We start from the raw sequence: 18,562 nt of genomic DNA on the forward strand, positions 1-18,562 counted from the left end.
TGGATTCAGCCAAGTGATACTAATCGCTCGATCGGCTTGACCATATTACAATATACACGTGCTAAACGTGTATGTCATTGAAAGCATTGTTTGTTAACTTATATGTCGTATACAAATGTTGGGAGAAGCTCTGAATGGAAAAGTTCAGGGCTTTTTTTAGTTGTGAGAATTTTTTTCTTCAATCTCAGGTTACCCTTGCAGAATGTATTTCCATCGGAGGCGGCGCAGGATTGCGGAGCTCGCGAGTCTGGGCAAGGACGCCCAGTCGAGCAGGAGATGGGAAGGCATTCTGCTGTGTCTCCGCAGGCTTTCCCTCGATCCTGGTTGATAAGAATCAATTCTGGAAAAGGAAAAGAACAGAACCTCTGTCGTATACATTTGTTGGGAGAAGCCTTTGGTCATAAGATCAAGGGCTTTTTTTATGTCTTGAGGGGAGAGTGGTTAAAGCTTTAAATCTGTTCAGGGGTAAATAGATGGCTTCGTATAATACGATTTCTTAGCTTTTCATGTTGGTGAAAAGTAAATCTATATTTTTGACAAATGTATGGAAGAAATAAAATTGCCAATCATGGGCATTCTAAATGATTAAATATCGGCCTGAGATAGATGGTTTACGCGCAGTCGCAGTAATATCTGTTATCTTTTTCCATGCAGGTTTTACCTTCTTTGAAGGCGGATTCATCGGTGTTGATGTTTTTTTTGTAATTAGCGGATTTCTTGTAACATCTACAATACTAACGGAATTGGAGAAAGACCAATTTTCTATCATTAACTTTTATGAAAGACGTGCGCGGCGAATATTGCCAGCTTTGTTTTTTCTTTTAGCTATCAGCTTCCCTATTGCATGGATTGTTTTTTTACCCAAAGACCTTGAAAGCTATCTTAAAAGCTTAAGTGCAATTCCAATATTTAGTGCAAACGTTTTTTTTTTAAAGGATGTTGAGTATTTTTCAACGGCATCAGAATTAAAGCCACTACTACATACATGGAGTCTTGCTGTTGAGGAGCAGTATTATATTTTTTTTCCTCTACTAATTTTGTTTACTAGAACAAGAAACAAAAAAAGCAAGAGACAAATTTTATTCGTTATTTTGCTTTTTCTTGCCAGCGTAAGTTTAATCTATTCGCAGAATTTGTCTTCCTCAAAAGTCTCTACAAACTTCTATTTACTTCCAAGTAGATTTTGGGAAATTGCAATAGGTTCTATTCTTGCATTCATTCCTACATCTGTTTATATGATTTCAACTTCGAAAAAACAATTACTAAGCTTTGTTGGTATTAGTTTGATTCTTCTTTCGGTAGTTATGTTTAGGCGAGATACACCTTGGCCAAGTTTTTATACTTTGATTCCGACTATTGGAACAGTATTCATTATTATGTTTGCAAATACTTCTGATACATTTGTTGGGAGTCTATTGAGTAATAAATTTTTTGTACAGATAGGGCTTATTTCTTACAGTGCTTATTTATGGCATCAACCAATTTTTGCATTTAGTCGTTATACCTTTAGTTCAAATTATTTAAATACATATACTATGTTTATTTTATCTTTTCTTTCGATGTTCCTTGCTTATAGTAGCTGGAAATATTTTGAGCTGCCTTTTCGAGATAAAATACGATTCCCTCGCGTGCTTTTGTTTAGACTAAGTTTAATTCTCAGTTTATTCTTTATTGTGTTTGGCTATTCACTTTCCAGGGTATTTCGTTATTTTCAAGGAGAATCAATTGTCGCAAAACAATTATTAAGTAAGGGATTCGCCTATGCAAAACTCATTTCAGATGAGCGTATTTTTGTAAGGGAGCGAATTCATCTCCAAGATAAAAGTCCTGATATACTGATTATTGGGTCATCAAGAATCATGTCTATTGATGGTATTTTGGGTAAAGAGTCTTTGGGACTTGGAGTAAGTGGTGCCTCAATTGAAGATGACATTGCAATCGTATACATGAGTACTAGGAAATTGAACCCTAGCAAAATTTTGATCGGTGCAGATCCTTGGCTGTTTAATCTAAATTGCGGTCATGAACGCTGGAAATCCTTAGCAAGTGAGTATTATGAAGCCCTTGGAGAAAAAACTCAAAACAAAAATAGTCCAAAAGAAATCAACTCATTAGGATATTCAATAATCAATTTATATGAAACATTAAATTTTTCTTTGAAAAACTCCCCAATAGATGATGCGACTGAGTTTCATGCTAAGATTCGTCGTGATGGGTATCATATTTATGACCTTATCTATAGTTCTAAGTCGCAAAAGGAAATTGAATCTGAATTTAATGCTCAGATAAACTATGGTATGGATCAATATGTTTTTTCGCCTAAAGCTAAAATGGAATTTATAGATATGCTTCGAGAGCAGTCTCAAAAAAGGGAAGTAGCTTTAATTTTGACGCCATACCACCCGCAGTTATATGAGAAAATGAAGAAAGAAAAGCCGATTTTTCTAATAATCGAAAAAGAGTTTCGGGATCTCGCTAGGGAAAATAATATTTTAATCATTGGTTCATATGATCCAGATAAAGTAGGTTGTGCAGCGGATGAGTTTTATGACGGAATGCACCCTCGTGCCCAATGTATGAAAAAAGTAATGAGTCAAACATCATTTTCTCATAAGAAATAGATCCGAATTTGCTTTGTTAGAATTCAAAGATTAAATTTAGCCATAGAGTTATTCCTTTCTTCTAATACACCTGGATTAGCTCTGAATGACAGAACTCCCGAAGGTGTATCTTTAGAAAAAAATCTCTTTTTACTCAATACAACGTACTCTGGACTCTCGACTTATGATTTCGGATTTCATTTATCGATTTGGGAGAAGTTCTTAGGTAAGTTTAACTGAGTATGGTTCGTATTTTAAAGGAGCCTATGGAATTTTAGGAATGATGATTTTAGGGATGGGGCTTTCCGGTTTAAAAGGTGGAGGTCATCTTGATTGGAAATTTATTAACCTTTCTCTTGTTTTTAAGTTTATTCTTTGGCCACTTTTAATGTTTGGTTTGATTGCATTGGATCATTATATCCTTCACTATCTAAATCCAGAGTTTTATATAGTGGCGATCATATTTGCATTAGTGCCAATGGCAGGGAATACGGTGACTCTCGCGGTTTTACTCAAGACGAAACCGGAAAAAGCTTCCATCGTCGTTTTTATTAGTACGGTGATTGCGATTCTTTATATTCCCCTTATGCTTGTTCTTACAAGTTTACTTCCGTTTCCAGTTCCTCCGGACTTTCTACCCACAATGCATGGACAGTATCAAAAAATTCTTTTACCTTCCGTATCTTGCCTTCTTGTAAGGTAAAGAGAAAATGATAATGGTTGTTATACTGTTTCCCTGTGGACTTTCGAATTCCGAGTGATTCTGCAACTACGCTCACTCGGTCTTCTTCTGCCGTCATTTCTTTCAAGGTGAACTGGAAGTTTTCAAATGCTCTAAAGATCATTTTAAATCCAAAGGATATCTTTTTTAAGTCGTAATCACCAGAAACCGGTATATTTCCTAAAATCCACCAATGTAAGTCATCATCTAATAATGCGAATGCTTCTTTCATATTTCGTTCATTCAGATGATTAAAAAAATCGGTAACTATCTTTTTATTAGCAGGTAAGTTCATATGAAATTCCTTCCCAATCGGTATTTTTTGAAAACCAGAGTTAATATGTAGACCAATTGGTCTACGTTTAGTAGCAGGTGCATCTTCTGTCGATCGAAAACTATCGTAAAAAAATATCATCCATTATTTACGTAATTTTGATTCGCGTAAATCAACCTATAAACTTTATGTAGCACTTTTGCTTCTCGGAATGTTTGGTTTTCTGACAAGAAAATGGATGAGGTGGAAAAGGAATCGTCCATTACGGCTAAATCAAATTTTTACTACATACTTGGTTTAATCTTATTTTTGTTCTAAGTTGCTAAACATATCACTTCATATACGGTAATTGGTTTTGATTTTCCTTTGACAATGACTTGGTCAATTTCTCGAATTTCAAAACCATCCTCTAACGAATATTTACCGTCTACTTGTTTGAAAGTAGACTCGGAAATAAGTATAGGGCAATTGTAATGTTTTGTTAATCCTTCAATCCTAGAAGCTAAGTTTACATTGTCACCGATTACTGTGTAATCTAATCTTCTATCTGAGCCAATATTACCAACGATTGCCTCTCCTGTATGGATTCCAATTCCGACTTCTAGTTTGTCTACAGGACTATTCATTCTCAGATTTAACTTTTCTAATTCACGAATCATGGAAACAGCGGATTTGACGGCACGGAGAGCATCATCGTCTCGTTTGATAGGGGCGCCGAATATAGTCATGATAGCATCTCCGATAAACTTATCAATGGTCCCGTTAAATCTAAAAATTACATCTGTCATACGAGACAAATATTCATTTAAAAATTGAACAACTTCTTCGGCAGATCTTTGTTCTGCAAATTTTGTAAAAGATCGGATATCGGAAAAAAGAATGGTTACTTCCTTATTTTCTCCACCTGGTTCAAGTTGTACTTTGTTTTTGTAAAACTCGCTGACTAGTTGGGAAGGAAGATATCTTTCCATCATTTGTTTTGCATTTGCTTCTTTCACCATTTCGATATTGGAAACAGTAGTCACATAACCAACTGCTAAGATCATTCCGAAACCGATCATCATCGGTATTAAATCAAATGGATAACCTTCCCCTAATCCGATGGAAATCACCAGAAAATAAACAAAAGCAATGAAAGCCCCGAAGATGGTTCCGATTTTAGAATGTCTCAATAGATTGAACTGGTAAATGAAAATAGCACTAGTCATTGCGATAAAATAAATGAGTCCATTCTCTTTTTGGATGGTCGGATCTAAATAGATCATTAGGCCAATAATAAAATAATCGATGGTGATTGTGAAAAATTTTAAGTAATGTTTGTAAGGTAAAAATGTTACAACAGGCAATACGATACTAGCAAAAATAAGAAATATAAAGTCGAGTGTAACTGTTACTAAACTTGGGGTAACAATTGTGTATTTGATCCAACCAAGATACGATAATGAATCCATAATAGATGTTATGGAAAATAAAACGAACCTGACAAGGGCCACTGTCTTTTCGTTTTTCATCTCCCTTGAAATCAAAATCTCATCAACGATTGATTGTTTCATTTATCATTCCCTATATAAAATTCATAAAGTATTTCTAAACATAAGATTTTATGTTTAGGGTATTTTGAGACGCAATCGCCATTGTAGGTATGGAGTAGATGCAGTGGCGACTCAATTTTACTTCTTAAGGATTTTGTCTTACTGTAAAGGAAATAGGTAAGGGTTGTTCTAGATCCAACCAAACATTTCGAATGGTCCGATCCGATTCGCGGTAGTTTTGACCAAATCGGTTTCGCTGTGGCAAAGATTCGAGAAAATTTAATTCGAAAAGCGGTTTTCTTTATCTAAAGAATGGAAATTTTTTTTCCATAGAATTTACTTTCTGGAATCTAAATCGAATTGCGTTATTGAAAAGATATGTTAAGATACCCGATAACTTTCGACTGGTAAAGGATCTTATGAAAAAAATTATTTCATATTTTATTTTCTTCCTTTGTGTTTCTTTCTGTCCCGCACTTCGAAGTGAAACCCTCCTTTTGAAATCCGGAGAGAAATTGGAAGGCAATATCGTCGACCAAGACAAGGATTATGTGACCTTCAAACTTGCTGACGGAACTACAAAAGTTTATAAAAAAACTCAGATCAAAAAGATTTCATATGCTAAGGTCGTAGATCAGGCTTCCAAAAAGGAGGAGGCGCAGAAGATTGAAAAAGAGGAAGCCGAGAAAAAGAAAATAAAAGAAATGGAGCTAGCAGAAAAACAGAAAGCGGATTTCGAAAATAATAAACTCGAGGAGGAAAAACGCAAAGCCAACGAAGAAAAAGCCAAAAGAAGAGATGAGGAATTAGCAAAAACTAAACGTCATTATTTGGAAGCTTCATTCGGAATAGGAAATGGGAAAGAACAATCAGAATTAAGGCCATTTTACCAAACCATTCAATACGCTGGACTTTTATTTAGTAGCTCTGGTCAGGCAGAGATTCTTACCAATCCATATAAGACAGCTAACAATAGTAAATCTGGTAGAATTAAATATGTTTGGAATCGATTCTCACTTGAACTAAAAGGGATAGAAGCGAAGGGAATCATTGAACCCAATGGTTTTCAAACTTTATCTTTCGGAAGCGGTGGCGGATCTGGTGGTTCTTCTGGAGAAAGAGTTGTTAATATTCTTTTAGGTGATGCAAATTCAAAATTCCAAAAAGTTTCCTCTCGAATTGGTTTTACTCCTTATCCTTTGCCTTCTTTAGATCTCCAGGTAGTAGGTGGGATCGATAGGATTTGGACGAGTGCTAGTGAAGAAGTGGATAGCGTAGGAGGAATCACACCAACAGGTATGAATCCTGTTCGAATCAGTTATCGTGAATATTCTAGCAGTTTCCGAGGTGGAAGTTTAGGAATCGGATTTGAATACGAGTTTTTAGATCGATTTACTCTTCAAGGGCAATTTGTTCATATCAGTGGCAAAACTATATCCTCTGCAAAAAACTATGAATACAGGGCAAATGGGTCTAATGGAAGTTTTCTTCCTAATGCGACAGGTTTGGATTACTGGTGGACATCTAAGGGAAGAGAATTGAACCTAAGACTTTCGGCGAGAGTATATAATAACCTGAGCGTATTTATCGAAGCAAGTGATATGATATTGAAGAACACTTTGCAAACTGGTTATATATCAGATAATGAAGGTAGCTCTGATCAAATTGGTTTAAAATTGTTTGGACCAAAAATCATTATTCCTATTTTACACGATTCTAAAACAATACTTACCTACTACCAAATAGGTGCAAATTATCGTTTTGATTTTTGAAGTTTTCTGGAATTTCGCAAACTTCAATTTGGCTAATTCTTGTTCTGTTTTTGAAGGAATAAATAAGAAACAAAAATGATTACGAGTATCGAATCAAAAACAAGGGCAATGCCGGACCTCATAAGAAAAGATGTTCCATAAATAAGATTGAGTATCACAAAAATACTTTTGCTTACGGAAGCCACTACCAGAACCAAGTTGCGAGTATGTTCGTGATAGGCTCCATAAATCAGCATTCCACCAACAATGGCTATCAAAGCAGCCCAATTGCGAACAATAATATTGGCCAAATCTCCATTCAATGTATCACCAAATGTTAATGTTAGTCCTAAACTTGGGTGGAGTGCAGAAAGGAGCATGGAGCAGGTGATGATTCCTGAGCCGAGCATGATCCATTTGATATTAGAAAAGATTAAATTCATATTGAATACCTGGGTATTCAATGAAATAGAAGTCAAGAGAAATGTTTGATTTATTTTTTATCAATTTGAATTAGATTTATCTTTTGTTATCTTTTGAAACGATAAAACCTTGCGTTAGGAATCCGTAGGGCTTGGTCACCTGCCATCGTTAGATGGCTGGGGACGGGAGCGAACGCGCACCCCGAAGGAGTCCGACCCGAATTCTATCGGAACACGAAATTGAAATTCATTGGGAACGCTCAGAGATAAATTTGTAACGCTCACTATGAGATAATCGTCTAATATGTAAGTTCTATTTTTTTAAACCGGATATTCTAATGATTTCTTTGTTTTTTCTGATGCTCGGGAAAACTCTTCCTCTTTATTTCAATGTTCTGATCGGTTATCTTGCATCTAAAAAACTGGGTGTAGAGAGGGAGTCTATTGCAAGCCTTCTCATTTATGTGATTGGTCCGGTCGTTGTTTTTTTTGCGACGGTAAGCGTAAAGATAGATCTAGCACTCGCGTTGTTTCCTTTATTGCTTTTTATTCTCTCCAGTGTTCTTGCATTTGTAGTTTACTACTCTTGTCGAAAATATTGGCAGGATGGAACGGGTAATATCTTAGCGTTCACTGCAGGAACTGGGAATACTGGTTTTTTTGGGATTCCACTTGCGATGGTACTATTACCTTCGCATTTGGCGGATATTTATGTGTTTGCTGTTTTATCCTCTTTGTTGTATGAAAGTAGCACAGGTTTTTATGTTACCGCAAAAGGCAAACTAACAACGACAGATGTCCTTCGTAAGATACTTCGTTTGCCACCTCTTTATGCTTTTCTTCTCGCTTTAGTCTTCAATTTATTCGGATTGGAAATCCCTCGTGTATTATTTGAGTATGGTTCCTACTTTAAAGGAGCCTATGGAATTTTAGGGATGATGATTTTAGGAATGGGGCTTTCCGGTTTAAAAGATGGAGGTCATCTTGATTGGAAATTTATTAACCTTTCTCTTGTTTTTAAGTTTATTCTTTGGCCACTTTTAATGTTTGGTTTGATTGCATTGGATCATTATATCCTTCACTATCTAAATCCAGAGTTTTATATAGTGGCGATCATATTTGCATTAGTGCCAATGGCAGGGAATACGGTGACTCTCGCGGTTTTACTCAAGACGAAACCGGAAAAAGCTTCCATCGCCGTTTTTATTAGTACGGTGATTGCGATTCTTTATATTCCCCTTATGCTTGTTCTTACAGGTTTACTTCCGTTTCCAGTTCCATTGGATTTTAACAAATTATAGATCAGAATTGGTTGTGAATCAATCGTGAGACCGCTTGACATCTTTCTAAGGAAACAGCTCTTATTAAGTTTATTGGGAACGACCAAAAGAAAAGAATTAGGTTCCTTTTGGCTTAAGCAATTTTTCCCATACGTTTTAATACGTGTTCTGCCATCCCGCCAGCTATCTGTTGTTCGCTGAGGAAAATTTTTCCAATTGCTTCTTCGGTCCACAACTTGGCCTCATCTTCGTTGTGGGTGCGAATCACAGTTTCGATTTTTGGATTCAACTTCCTTGCGATTTCAACCATCTGGCGCACATGGAATGTATTGGATGTTGCAGCCACGAGTAAACTTGCATTTGCAATGTGTGCTTGCACTAATACATTTGGGTCGGAAGCATCACCACATACTGCGGGTATTTCTCGTGCGCGCAATTTTTCCACAACTTCACGGTTTGATTCCGCAACAACGTACGGGATTTTGTGTTCATCTAGAATATTGGCAATGCGTCTTCCGACTCGTCCATAACCAACTAATACCACCTGGCCAGATAAAAAAACATTCGCCGTAGACATTGGAAGCATGGAAAGTGGATCATCGGGCATTTCGAGTTTCCGCGCGAATGACGAATGTTTGCGAATCCATTTTTGAAACGGCTCAAGTACAGTAAACAATGTAGAATTAAATGCAATCGAAACTAAGGCACCTGCTACAATTAGATTTTGACCATCGATATCTAAAAGTCCAAGACTCAATCCTAACCCGGCCAAAATAAAAGAGAATTCACCAATTTGGGCGAGACTTGCACCTACCGTCAAAGCAGTGTTTAACGGATAACGAAAGATTAATACTAATCCAATAGCCACAAGTGTTTTTCCAAACATAATGATGGCTATTACTGTAATCACTTTTAAGGGTTGTTCCAGTAAGATGTGTGGATCAAAAATCATTCCGACGGAAACAAAAAATAATACAGCGAAGGCATCGCGTAGTGGTAATGATTCTTCTGCAGCACGATGACTGAACTCGGACTCACGCAACATCATACCAGCAAAAAAAGCACCTAAAGCAAAAGATACATCGAAGAGTAATGCCGAACCGTAAGCAACACCAACTGCAGTGGCAATTACGCATAAACTAAATAGTTCCCGTGAACCAGTACCTGTAACCCACCAAAGTACTTTCGGTAACAAACGTTTTCCTACGACTAACATTACAATTATGAATGTGATGACTTTCGCAAGAGTGACCACAAGGGTAACCAGTATGTTTGCATCAGTTGGAAGTTGGATGCCGTCAGCCTTGCTTCCCATGATACCAGCTAATGGCGGTAATAATACAAGCACAAGTACCATGACTAAATCTTCCACAACTAGCCAACCAATGGCGATGCGACCATTGATACTATCAATGACTCCTCGTGCTTCTAGGGCCTTAAGAAGTACAACCGTACTCGCAACGGAAAGTGCTAAACCAAATACGCAAGCCTCTCCCCAACTCCCTCCCCAAAATAGGATGGCGCCGGCTCCCATAGAAGTTGCTACAAGAATTTGTACAATGGCACCCGGAATGGCAATGCGTTTTACCGACATTAAGTCTTCGATGGAGAAGTGAAGTCCTACACCGAACATAAGCAACATGACACCTATCTCAGCAAGTTGTGCAGTTAGTGCTGCATCGGCAACGAATCCAGGAACATAGGGACCAACAATGATACCGGAAATTAAATATCCCACGAGTGGTGGCATTCGTAGGCGGATTGAGATAAATCCCAAGATCATTGCTAGGCCAAAGCCGACAGCAACTGTAGAGATCAGGTTTACTTCGTGGGGCATATAAAATTAGAATGATATGAGTCTTCTTGTTACAATCTTTTTTTGTGACTTTGGAAAGCTTCTGTGTGTTGATCAGGTCACTTCCTCGTGGTCTTTTACGTCAACACTACAACCATTGATATATATCAATGAGGTCTGAATGGGTATAAAATTTCACTGGCAAAATTGTGTGATTTCTTTTTTTAGTCTGCTGATTAAAATGATTCCTATCTTTACTCTCTGTGTTTCCTTTGTCTTGTGAAGTATCGGTTTTATTTAGGATTCTTTGCTGTTATCATTCTAAATTTTTATTGTTCTAAAGTAGAATCTCGGATTGTCAATGAAGTATCAGAATTTGAGATGGTGGAACCTCCGCCAGATTTTCGCCTATCTTCTGTTTGTCCCTCTGGTTTGAAACAAGAGAAGGGTTATTGTGTTATTGATTATCAGTATGTGATCCCACTTGAGAAAAATGGTGGTCTTGGACAACCTCTACCTCAGGTGAAACTTGATCCCAAAATCATTGACTTAGGTAGGTATTTATTTTTTGATCCGGTTCTTTCTGGAGATAAACAATTATCCTGTGCCCACTGCCACCATCCAGCCCATAGTTTGTCTGACGGACGAAAACAAAGTATAGGGAAAGGAGGAAGTGGTTATGGTCCTTATCGGAAAGATGGACTTCTGTTAAAAAGATCAGCCCCGAGTCTCTGGAATGTTCTTTATATGAAACATTTATTTTGGGATGGAAGGGCATCGAATCTGGAAGACCAAACAGAAGGACCTCTTTATTCTCCTGATGAAATGGGAAGTTCACCTGAGATCGTTGAATCTCGGTTAAACGAAATTCCTTTGTATCAAAAAATGTTTCGTGAGGCCTATGGTCCTAAGGGTTCGAAGGTAACGGCAGATCTCGTCATCAATGCTATTTCAAATTTTGAAAGATCACTGGTTTCTTTTAGTAGTCGGTTTGACAAGTGGTCTTCTGGAGATAAGGATGCATTGAGTCCTGAAGAACTTCTTGGTTACAATGTCTTTCGTTCTTTTGTTGCAAGATGTGCTGAATGCCACCCACCACCAATGTTTACCAATAATGTATTTGCTACTATCGGTGTTTTGGATTCTGGAGAAAGGGATTTCGGAAGAGAAGCCATCACGGGACAAGATTTACTGAGAGGCTCCTTTCGAGTGCCTACACTGAGAAATATAACAAAGACAGCACCTTATATGCATTCTGGGAATTTAGAAACCTTAGAAGAGGTTGTTCATTTTTATAATGAAGGTGGGGGTCGAGGGAATGGTGCTCCTAGAGACCTTAGGATTCATTGGCATGTCAGAAAAATGGGCCTTAGTCAAACTGAAATAAAGTCTCTTGTTTCCTTTCTTGGCGCATTAACTGACGAAACAAGTATGCCAAAATTTCCTAAGTCAGTTCCTTCTGGTTTGCCTGTTGCATTAGATTTTCAATCAAATATCCATCGGAGTTCCAAGTAGTAATGAGTTTTCAAAAAACATCGTTTTCCAATCAAACATCTAAGAATTATAAAATTTTTTACCAGCTATGGTTTCTGATTCTTTCTATATTGTTCATGCCGCAGAGTATGTTTTCACGTACAGTTGAGGTTCGAGAAGGAGAGTCCATTCAAAAAGCAATTGATTCATTGGACAAGGGAGATACGGTAAAAGTTTTTCCTGGTGTTTACCATGAGTTTTTATTTGTAGATAAAACACATTTTACTCTCTCTGGTGTGATCGTAAATGGTAAGTGGCCCATTTTAGATGGGGAAGGGAAACTAAATGATGGGGTCATTGGATCAGGTGCCAATTTTATCATAGAAAACTTTCATATAAAACATTATAAAGCGAATGGTGTGATGACACAAGGTGCAGGAAATATCACCATGCGTAAACTCATTGTCGAAAACACTGGTATTTACGGAATTTATCCAACGATGGGTACAAATGTATTAGTAGAAGATACTGTTAGTCTTGGAATTGCTGATGCTGCTATTTATATCGGAATGTGCCATAATGTTGATGTTAGACGAAATGAAGTATATGGAAGTGTTATTGGGATTGAAATAGAAAATTCAACAAACGTTTTGATAGAAGGTAATACTGTTTACGATAACTCAGCAGGAATTGTTGCTTTTGCTTTGCCTGGACTTCCCTTAAAAAAAGTTGAAAACGTAATCATTCGAAATAACTTCATTTTTGATAACAATCATAGAAACTTTGCTGAACCAGGAGCTCTTGTTGCCGGAGTTCCACCTGGGATTGGGATCGGTGTGATGGCAGGGGATGCTGTCACCATTGAAGGAAACATCATACGCAGAAATAGTTTTGCCGGTATTGGAATTGGAGATAATAATTTGCTTCCTAATTCCAAATCACCAGATCCAGATGTGGAACCAAATCCTGATCGAAATAAAATTTTAGATAATGTTTTTATCGACAATGGGGTTAGGAAATGGAATGATTTTGTTTCTTGGATCTTTTATGTGATCCGAGTCCTTTTCTCAGGGAATCCCATCCCAGAATCTCCTAACGGTGGGAAGGTGGGAATTTTCCCCGAAGGGTATGACGTAGTTGCTTCTGGGAAAGGAAAGGGTAATTGTTTGATCTCCCCGGATTCCGTAACCAAAATTGGAACTGCAGATTACGGAATTTGCCAACCACAAGAAACAAGTGTAAAAATCAAAACAATGATCGGTGATCCAAAACTTGGAGAAGCCAAATCAGATGCCAGAGAATTAGGAAAACAAGTGTTTGGTGCTGTTTGTTCTGGATGCCATTCGATGACACTTCGAACTGTTGGTCCTCCCATCAAAGAAATACAAGAGAAATACAAAAAAAATGTGTTTGGGGTGGTTTCTTTTGCATCTATGCCAAAGAAAGTCAGACCAGGTTTTATTGAAATGCCTTCTCAGAAATATTTGGGGAACGAAAAGTTAACAGCAGTCGCAAATTATATTTTGAATTTGAAAGATGAAGAGAATAGAGGGGTCGCAAAATAATATGAATGCAGAAAAAGTCCAACCTCAGATGAATCCATTTCGCGGTGGACTCATCGCCGTCATTCGACTGCTCGCTCCATCTATTCTAACAACCATCTTGATTTTGTTTATTCGGTTCGCTTCAAGTGATGTATCATGGAAACGTAATGTTCTAACTGTATCTTTTCTTTGTTATTATATTGCTGTTTCTCTGATCGGAACGTTGCGGGCGGGATCTGCCCCGGAAGAAATTCTAGGAGAGGACGAAACCCAGACAGACCGTATTTCTCTTATGAGACGTGTTCGACATTTTATCCGAATCTTCTTTTCGCTTTGGTTTGTGGGAGGGATTGCGATTCTTGCGGGTTTGTATGTCGGAATGAGTAAAGATCGTTGGGATATGCCCATTCCTCTTCCTTCTTTACAAATCCTTAGTTCCATTATATGGGCAATTCTTTCTTCGTTGTTATTGCAGTTAATGAGTTTTCAGAGAGGGCTTTATCTGGCGAAAGGTGGCTCCGCAAAAGGTTATATCTCCCAGAGTATTTTTATTTATGGTTTTCTTATCTTACTTTTTCCCATTTATTTTATATTATATGCCGGGAATGGAAAGATAGTTAATATCCCATATCTTGTTGCTTTCACTTTGCCGACGAATATTCTGTTGGCTTATTTGATTTTAAAAAAATACAAATCTGTTCTCTTTATTCTCGGTGAAAACAGGGATTTGTTTTTTCATCCTGATTCCAAATTCGCCGCCAAAAGAGCGTTTGGTGTTTTTTTGTTTTTATTTCTTTTTGTGGGTTTATTCTTTTTGGATTATTCGCGAAGAAAAAAAATACTTTGGATCTATGCTGCAAAAGAAAATCATTCCATTTTGTTTCAATCACTTCGTTTGATAGGAGTTGACACCAATGAACGTGATGAACATCTTTACACTCCATTGTTTTGGGCGATCCAAGGAGGTTCTCTTGAATTTGTTCGTTCCATTGTCAAAGAAGGGGCTGATTTAGAGGCAATCAACGAATTTGGTCAAACTCCATTGATATTAGCGGTATTATTGAATGATGAAGAGATTGTAAAAGAACTCGTTTCTCTTGGGTCTGATGCTAACAAGGCCGATACGATTGAAGGACAAACTCCTTTGATTTTAGCCGCAAGAGATGGGAATTCTCAGATCGTAAAATTCCTTTTAGAGAATCAAACAAATCCTTTGCATAAGAATAAAAAAGGACAGAGTGCACTGAGTCTTGCTCAGGAGAATGGTCATCAAAATATTGTGGATATGCTCTTAAATCAGAATTCCAAAAAATAATCAGAGAGGTTTCGGAAGTTTTTTTCTGAAACTTTTCATCCATACCATAGAAGAAAGTGATCTATTTTTTGTTTGCAAAAACAAACAAACCAAGGCTAATCGATACAGCTTGGAATGGTAGGGGTCAGTATGGAAAAACGATTTAAAACCTGGGTAGAAATTCTTGATATTGCAATTCTAATTGGTTCCTCCGTTTTGCTCATTGCATGGTTTTTGGGTTATCCTTTATTTTATCGAACCGATGGGCCTGTATTATCTATTTTTACAGCCATTTCGCTATTTGTCATTGCTGGTCTACGACTTGCGACAAGACATTTTTATCTTTGGCCTTTTACAGCTAACCTCGCTTTTTTAATGATCGTTGGTGGTGGAAATATATCATCTATACTAATGTTATTGTCAGCACCTTCCGTTCATATCAATCCCAAATCTTATTTAGTAATGACATCGATTTTTACTTCGATAGGTCTTGTTTTATTTAGTGTTTACGAAATTCTATTGTATTTAAGAAAAACTCCGAAAAGTCCATGGATTTTGGACGATATCTTAATCCACTTAGCACTTGTTCCTGGGGGAATAAGTTTGATCGGCCATCTCTTTCAAAACCCAACGTATCTTAGTATGTCTATAGATCCAAGAGTTGGTATCTCTCCTCTCGAAATGGTATTTATGGCAACCTTAGCTCTTTCTACTATATTATCCAATCCAAACTTGTTTCTCTGGAGATTTCTAAAAGGGGGACTCACCAATCAATTGATCTTCCTTGGTTTGTTTATCAATCAATACATTGCTCCCGTAGTTTATTTGTTATTTGCCGGAGCCAATTGGCATTCGGAACCATTCGGACTAGAGTTGTTTATTTTTTTTGGTGGGGTGATTGCCACTTTAGGTTTTTTATTGATTCAGGCAAAACTAGATAAGAACTTTTCCGATCCTGATATGTTAGAAACATAGGTAGGATTCAATTTTGTTTAGAATTGTTCTAATAAAGTTTCGAACCTTGTAAAATATCATCTATTGGATTTTTTGACTTTTGTTGACTGATTAGTCAACATGGATGTACATTTTAGTCAGTATCAAATTAGAATGTATAGAGGTTGGTTTACTTATGTGGACTTTTAATGCAGAGGCGGGGACATCGACTGCGCAAGGATTTGGAATATGGCTCCTTGTGTTTGTTGCACTTTTTATTTTCAATGAATTTGCTAGAAGATGGAAATGGGCTGGGTTTTTTAGTTTTTTTGTTCTTCCTAGTTTTCTGACCATCCTTTGGTTCTTCTTTATGAAAGAACACACCTATACGGATTGGTTTCACTTAGTAAAAGTCTATTCTGCGACTGCGGGATGTATTATTTTTTGGGCGATCCGGCACATCCAAAAAAAAGATAAAAAGGGATATGTTAGGTGGCGATTGGCAAATGTAAAAGTGGCTCTTATTTTTCCTGCTGCCATTCTTGCCATTAATATCATCGAAGCTGTGACTCGTGACTTTCAAGTGGGCAAAATCTATTGGAACAATTTTTCAGGTCCAATTGAGGGTGAGGTTGTGGGAGTTCTTGGTGGTCCTTGGAACTACATGAATGCGATAGCTGGAATTCTTAATACGGTAACAATCACTGGATGGTTTGGGATCGTCATTCGCAAAGAAACGGAGACAGACAAAAGCCGAGATATGCTTTGGCCAGATATGTTATGGTTTTGGATCATTGCCTATGATTTATGGAATTTTTGTTATACATACAATTGTATTCCAACACATTCTTGGTATGCAGGTTTGGCACTTCTCATTGCTCCTACATTATGTGCGTTTACTCTAGGAAAAGGAGCGTGGTTACAACACCGGGCCCAAACCCTTGCGATTTGGTGTATGTTTGCCCAGACATTTCCAGCATTTTTGGATTCTGGAGCTTATGTAGTAAAGTCAACCTATAACCCTTGGATTTATAATGTAGTGGGTGCGATTGCGTTAGCAAGTAACGTAGCAGTTTTCTGTTATATGGTTTATAAATGGGTAAAAACAAAAAGAAATCCTTACACAGGTGAAATATTTACTGATTTAAATGAGTATAAAGCGATCAAAGCTCTTGCTGAATGATACAGTAAAAACTAAATTCTTAAGGGTCGTTTTTCTACGGCTCTTAAGGAAATCTCCTTCCCTTTTTTAACTTTTGTATTGCCAGGGTTTGGATCCTCGGGTTAAAAAGGAATTCCCCACCATGAAAGTTAGTAAAAATATTTTACAGTTTTTGTCCGAATTAAAGTTAAACAACAATCGAAATTGGTTTCTTGAAAATAAGGACAGGTTTGTAACGATCCAAAATGAATTGTTACTCTTGACGGGGTATTTTTTATCTGAAATTGAAAGGTTTGATAAAACTGTCAAAGGTGTTGACCCTAAGTCCTGTATCTTTCGAATCTATAAAGATGTTCGTTTCTCTAAAGACAAAAGTCCTTATAAAACCCACTTCGGAATTTTTATGAGAGGGGGCGGTAAACAAATTGAAGGTACTGGTTATTATTTACATATAGAACCTAACGGATCTTTGCTTGGTGGTGGTTGTTACAAACCCGATCCAAAATCTCTATTCAAAATCAGAGAAAGCATGATCAGTCATTCAAAAGCTTTTAAAGGAATTTTGGAAAATCGTAAATTCGTGAATGAATTTGGAACTGAATTTTATGCAGAGAAATTGAAAACCGCTCCCAAAGGTTTTGATAAAGATCATCCCATGATTGATTTTTTAAAATACAAAGGATTTGCCGTTGCCAAAAAATTAAAAAATTCTGATTTAACTTCCGATCAGTTTGTTCCTGAGGCAATCAAATCATTTCAAAATTTATATCCTTTGAATCAATTTTTGGAAGAGGCAATGAGGAAATAATAAAGGAATCAAAATATTATGATTTTACCTTTCCTGCTGATGGTTCTTTTCTTTTTTTCCTGTGGTGAACCTGTCACAGAAGATCGATTCCTTCCTGATTCTTTACCGACGGAAGAAGTTGTTAAAGATTCACTATCGGCTGACTCCTATTTAAGGAAATTACAGGAAGCCGCAAAGTTAGAAGGTAAAACTTTATCGGAATGGAAGGAGTCGGAACGTGGACAAGTTTCAGACCAAGAAATCACCAAATACTGGCAGATGGAAAGAAAATCCTTACCAAGGGAAGGTTCAGATACGGATGCCATTGATAGGCTCAGAGAATCCATTCGCATTCGGATTGTTTGGAGTCGAATTTTTCATAAGGTAGGTCTTCCGTGGAAAGGAAAATCTACTAGAATCTTAGATCAAGATCTATTGAAAAAATTGGATCTTCGGAATTCGCCTAAGTTTGGTTTGCTGGATAAGAATACTCGGTGGGTGATTGTGGAGTGGAGTGACTATCTATGTAATTACTGCCGCGAAACATTTCCACATACTAGGAGTATGCTATCAAAATATGGATCAAAAATTTTTTACGTTCATAAAGATTATCCCTTAGATGATGAATCTAAAGAGGGAATTTTCCCCTTGGCTGTTGGTAGGTGTCTCTGGGAAAAGGATCCAAATCAATTTCCAAATCATATGCAGGTTTTGTATACCAATGCAAAAAAAATATTTCGTGGAGAAACTTTTTCTGTAGTTGGCTCGGAATCATTGGAATCCTGCCAGAAGGTAGACCTCGATACCAAATATTTTGACCAAGTTCGAAAAGATATGAAAGAAGCTTCCGCACTTGGCGTAAGTTCTGTCCCCACTTTTTGGGTGAATGGTCGGTGGATTGTGGGGGCACTTAATGCCCAAACATGGGAAAGAGTTTTAAAAGATACAGCGCACTAGTCATTAAAATATTTCTTGCCTTCTTTCTATGGTAGGT

The 18,562-nt window shown here is 37.2% G+C and carries 15 protein-coding genes; 11 read left to right on the forward strand and 4 right to left on the reverse strand.

Translation table 11 applies throughout. From position 1 onward, the window contains the following. Nucleotides 1-581 precede the first annotated feature (581 nt). On the forward strand, nt 582-2,621 hold the full coding sequence (locus CH361_RS11495; RefSeq protein ID WP_100790973.1) for an acyltransferase family protein: 2,040 nt from the start codon (nt 582-584) through the stop codon (nt 2,619-2,621). Between the two features lie 262 nt (nt 2,622-2,883). Next, the gene (locus CH361_RS19890; RefSeq protein ID WP_425268685.1) at nt 2,884-3,303 is read left to right on the forward strand and encodes an AEC family transporter; all 420 of its coding nucleotides are present in this window, start codon (nt 2,884-2,886) and stop codon (nt 3,301-3,303) included. On the opposite strand, the gene CH361_RS11505 is transcribed toward CH361_RS19890, so the two are convergent. Beyond that, the gene (locus CH361_RS11505; RefSeq protein ID WP_244279806.1) at nt 3,197-3,736 is read right to left on the reverse strand and encodes a nuclear transport factor 2 family protein; all 540 of its coding nucleotides are present in this window, start codon (nt 3,734-3,736) and stop codon (nt 3,197-3,199) included. The genes CH361_RS19890 and CH361_RS11505 overlap by 107 nt on opposite strands. A gap of 173 nt (nt 3,737-3,909) precedes the next feature. Further along, on the reverse strand, nt 3,910-5,148 hold the full coding sequence (locus CH361_RS11510) for an adenylate/guanylate cyclase domain-containing protein (protein ID WP_100790975.1): 1,239 nt from the start codon (nt 5,146-5,148) through the stop codon (nt 3,910-3,912). A gap of 398 nt (nt 5,149-5,546) precedes the next feature. On the opposite strand from CH361_RS11510, the gene CH361_RS11515 reads away from it, so the two are divergent. Next, nucleotides 5,547-6,899, forward strand: a complete 1,353-nt coding sequence (locus CH361_RS11515; RefSeq protein ID WP_100790976.1) for an LA_0442/LA_0875 N-terminal domain-containing protein — start codon at nt 5,547-5,549, stop codon at nt 6,897-6,899. 32 nt (nt 6,900-6,931) lie between these two features. Here the strand turns inward: CH361_RS11515 and CH361_RS11520 are convergent, their stop codons facing one another. After that, the gene (locus CH361_RS11520) at nt 6,932-7,321 is read right to left on the reverse strand and encodes a hypothetical protein (protein ID WP_100790977.1); all 390 of its coding nucleotides are present in this window, start codon (nt 7,319-7,321) and stop codon (nt 6,932-6,934) included. A gap of 317 nt (nt 7,322-7,638) precedes the next feature. Here CH361_RS11520 and CH361_RS11525 point away from each other — a divergent pair, with 317 nt between their 5' ends. Beyond that, on the forward strand, nt 7,639-8,601 hold the full coding sequence (locus CH361_RS11525; RefSeq protein WP_208861431.1) for an AEC family transporter: 963 nt from the start codon (nt 7,639-7,641) through the stop codon (nt 8,599-8,601). A gap of 112 nt (nt 8,602-8,713) precedes the next feature. Here the strand turns inward: CH361_RS11525 and CH361_RS11530 are convergent, their stop codons facing one another. Beyond that, nucleotides 8,714-10,417: a cation:proton antiporter domain-containing protein gene (locus tag CH361_RS11530; RefSeq protein WP_100790978.1), complete on the reverse strand. Its 1,704-nt coding sequence runs from the start codon at nt 10,415-10,417 to the stop codon at nt 8,714-8,716. A gap of 237 nt (nt 10,418-10,654) precedes the next feature. Between CH361_RS11530 and CH361_RS11535 the strand changes: the two genes are divergently transcribed. The 7 genes from CH361_RS11535 (at nt 10,655) to CH361_RS11565 (ending at nt 18,525) form a co-directional block, all read left to right on the forward strand. After that, the gene (locus CH361_RS11535; RefSeq protein ID WP_100790979.1) at nt 10,655-11,890 is read left to right on the forward strand and encodes a cytochrome-c peroxidase; all 1,236 of its coding nucleotides are present in this window, start codon (nt 10,655-10,657) and stop codon (nt 11,888-11,890) included. A gap of 107 nt (nt 11,891-11,997) precedes the next feature. Then, nucleotides 11,998-13,413, forward strand: coding sequence for a parallel beta-helix domain-containing protein (locus tag CH361_RS11540; RefSeq protein WP_244279808.1), 1,416 nt, complete (start codon nt 11,998-12,000; stop codon nt 13,411-13,413). Between the two features lies 1 nt (nt 13,414). Continuing rightward, complete coding sequence (locus tag CH361_RS11545; protein ID WP_100790981.1) at nt 13,415-14,707, forward strand: ankyrin repeat domain-containing protein; 1,293 nt, start codon at nt 13,415-13,417, stop codon at nt 14,705-14,707. 129 nt (nt 14,708-14,836) lie between these two features. Continuing rightward, complete coding sequence (locus CH361_RS11550; protein ID WP_100790982.1) at nt 14,837-15,661, forward strand: hypothetical protein; 825 nt, start codon at nt 14,837-14,839, stop codon at nt 15,659-15,661. Nucleotides 15,662-15,815: 154 nt separating this feature from the next. After that, nucleotides 15,816-16,802 (forward strand): DUF5692 family protein, encoded by a 987-nt coding sequence (locus CH361_RS11555; RefSeq protein ID WP_100790983.1) that lies wholly within the window; start codon nt 15,816-15,818, stop codon nt 16,800-16,802. A 121-nt stretch (nt 16,803-16,923) separates the two neighbouring features. Further along, nucleotides 16,924-17,589 carry a DUF2461 domain-containing protein gene (locus CH361_RS11560; RefSeq protein ID WP_100791253.1) on the forward strand — a complete coding sequence of 222 codons (666 nt, stop codon included), beginning with the start codon at nt 16,924-16,926 and terminating at the stop codon, nt 17,587-17,589. Nucleotides 17,590-17,607: 18 nt separating this feature from the next. Next, nucleotides 17,608-18,525, forward strand: a complete 918-nt coding sequence (locus CH361_RS11565; RefSeq protein WP_100790984.1) for a thioredoxin domain-containing protein — start codon at nt 17,608-17,610, stop codon at nt 18,523-18,525. Nucleotides 18,526-18,562: the final 37 nt, after the last annotated feature.

It is taken from the genome of Leptospira brenneri (assembly GCF_002812125.1).
Lineage (GTDB): Bacteria > Spirochaetota > Leptospiria > Leptospirales > Leptospiraceae > Leptospira_A > Leptospira_A brenneri.